2 protein-coding genes are annotated in these 2,604 nt (G+C 67.7%); both read right to left on the bottom strand.

Going from position 1 to position 2,604, the window contains the following annotated elements; translation table 11 throughout:
• On the bottom strand, positions 1-681 hold a 681-nt coding region (locus VGO20_RS24400; RefSeq protein WP_327505000.1), incomplete at its 3' end, for a DeoR family transcriptional regulator.
• A gap of 133 nt (positions 682-814) precedes the next feature.
• Complete coding sequence (locus VGO20_RS24395; RefSeq protein WP_327504999.1) at positions 815-1,978, bottom strand: PQQ-dependent sugar dehydrogenase; 1,164 nt, start codon at positions 1,976-1,978, stop codon at positions 815-817.
• Positions 1,979-2,604 lie beyond the last annotated feature (626 nt).

The following is a 2,604-nucleotide window of genomic DNA, read 5'->3' as shown; positions in this document are numbered from 1 at the left end:
CTCGTGCACTTCGCCGATATGGCCGAGGCGGATCATGGCGCTGCGGCCGAACTTGGTGTGGTCGGTGACCAGGAAGACGCGGCGCGAGTTCTCGATGATCGTGCGGGCGACGCGGACCTCCTGGTAGTCGTAGTCGAGCAGGTCGCCCTCGGCGTCGATGCCGCTGATGCCGATGATGCCGATGTCGACCTTGAACTGCCGGATGAAGTCGATCGTCGCCTCGCCGACGATGCCGCCGTCGCGCTGGCGGACTTGGCCGCCGGCGATGCTGAGGCTGAAGTCGGTGGCGTTGTGCAGGGTGTTGGCGACGTTGAGATTGTTGGTGATGACGCGCAGGCCGCGATGACGCAGCAGGGCGCGCGCGACGGCCTCGGTGGTGGTGCCGATGTTGAGGAACAGCGAGGCGTCGTTGGGGACGGAGCGCGCACACAGCTCGGCGAGGCGGCGCTTCTCCTCGGCCAGCAGCATCTTGCGGGTGCTGTAGGCGACGTTCTCGACCGAGGACGGGACGGTGATGCCGCCGCGAAAGCGCCGCACCAGCGAGCGCGAGGCCAGGTCCTCGATGTCGCGCCGGATCGTCTGGGGCGTGACGCCGAAATGGTCGGCCAGCCACTGCACCTGCAGCAGCCCCTTCTCGCGCACGAGCGTCGCGATCTGCTGCTGGCGGAGCGAGGCGTCCATCCCCGGCGACCCCTGTATCTACCCGATACCCGAGGCTGCGCTTTCGCAAACGAACCCGTCAAGCGCGAAAACGAAACGACTCTTCCGGATTACTCCTCGCCCGCGCGAGCGGAAAGGTTGGGGGCAGCCGGGATCAGCCCCCCGTCGCCTGCTCTCCGGTCTCCATCGGCGAGATGCGCCAGACCGCCCCGTCGGCGGCATCCTTGACGACGTAGACGGCGCCGTCCGGCCCCTGCTCGACGTCGCGGATGCGGGCGCCCAGGGGGATGCGTTCGGCTTCGCGCGGCGTCTCGCCGTCGAAGGCGATACGCACCACGGCCGTGCCGCTGAGCGCTCCGACCAGCGCGCTGCCCTGCCATTCCGGGAACAGGTCGCCGTCGTAGAAGACCATACCGGAAGGCGAGATCACCGGGCTCCAGTGCATCGCCGCGTCGGCGAATTCCGGCCGGGTCGTCGGGTCGGGGATGTCGCGGCCATCGTAGTGGCGGCCCCAGCTCACGGTGGGCCAGCCGTAGTTCTCGCCGGCCCGCGGCTGGTTCAGCTCGTCCCCGCCGAGCGGCCCCATTTCGACGACCCAGAGCGCGCCCGTCTCGGGATGGATGGCCGCCGCCTCGATGTTGCGATGGCCGTAGGACCAGATGGCGTCCGCCGCCTGGGGATCGTCGACGAAGGGGTTGTCCTGCGGGATCGTGCCGTCGGGGTTGAGGCGGACCACCGCGCCCAGCGTGTTGGACCGGTCCTGCGCCGGCTCGAACTTGAACCGCTCGCCCAGTGCCAGGAACACGTGCCCGTCGGGGGAGAAGGCGATGCGGTTGCCGAAATGGTTCGGCCCCTCGACCTTCTCCTGGCGGAACACGACCTGGAAATCCTCGATCCGGTCCTCGGCCAGCGTGCCGTGGCCGAGCGCGGTGCCCGCACCCCCTTCGCCCGGCTCGGCGAAAGACAGCCAGACCCTGTTGTTCTGCTCGAACTGCGGATCGACCGCGACGTCCATCAGCCCGCCCTGGCCTTGGGCGAACACCTCGGGCGTGCCCTGCAGCGGCCCCGACAGGCTGCCGTCGCCGGACAGGATGCGCAGCCGCCCCGGCTTCTCGGTCACCAGCGCGCGGCCGTCGGGCAGGAAGTCGATCGCCCACGGGTTCTCCAGCCCGTCGGCGAATACCTCGACCCGCACCGGCCCGGCCTGGGTCTCCACGCTCTCGGCACCGCCGGGCAGCGCCTGCTGGTCTTGCGCCAGGGCGGGCGGGGCGAGCGCGGTCACGAGGGCGATGGCGGACGTCGCGAGAATCAGGCGCATCGGTGTCTTCCTGCTGGGCCGCCTGCCGGGGCAGGCGCCGGACGGGGGATGGATGCTCCCGACAACAGGAGCACGGGGCCGGCGTTCCGGTCCGGAACGTCGACGGGCCGCTGCGCGAGTTTCACTACTTCTAGGGATATAGCCGAGGCTAGTTTGATGTTGCCCCGTCCGACGGCATCCCGTGCCGTTACCATTGTGCCGCTCTGCGAGCAATACGCCTGAATCGTTATATCGTCACGCGGAGCGTCAGCCTTGCTGCTCGTCACTCGAAGGAAAGCATCGCTCCAATCGGTGGTAAGTGGAGGGCATTAGGGGTGGTGTGGTCGTTGGGTGGAGTTGTTGCGCGTAAGCAAGGCACTTAGACAGCGCTCTCGTCCAGCGTCCGTCGATGCCGTGATCTACAACCTGTCTGGCTTTAACCGCCTGGTCAACTCACTTGTTCAGTCACATCATGGTCTGGGATGCGTATCGCCATGTTTGTTGGGTGTGAGGTGGTCCCCATCACCCGAGCAGTCGGCTAAGCTTGGTTCGCCCTGGGGAAAGGACGGACCCGATGACGGGAAAGCGGAAGCATTACACGGCTGAGTTCAAGGCGAAAGTTGCGCTGGAGGCGTTGCGGGGCGAGC

It is taken from the genome of Arenibaculum sp. (genome assembly GCF_035998295.1).
Taxonomy (GTDB): Bacteria; Pseudomonadota; Alphaproteobacteria; order Azospirillales; family Azospirillaceae; genus DASYHS01.
This window is presented reverse-complemented; position numbering and strand designations above follow the sequence as displayed.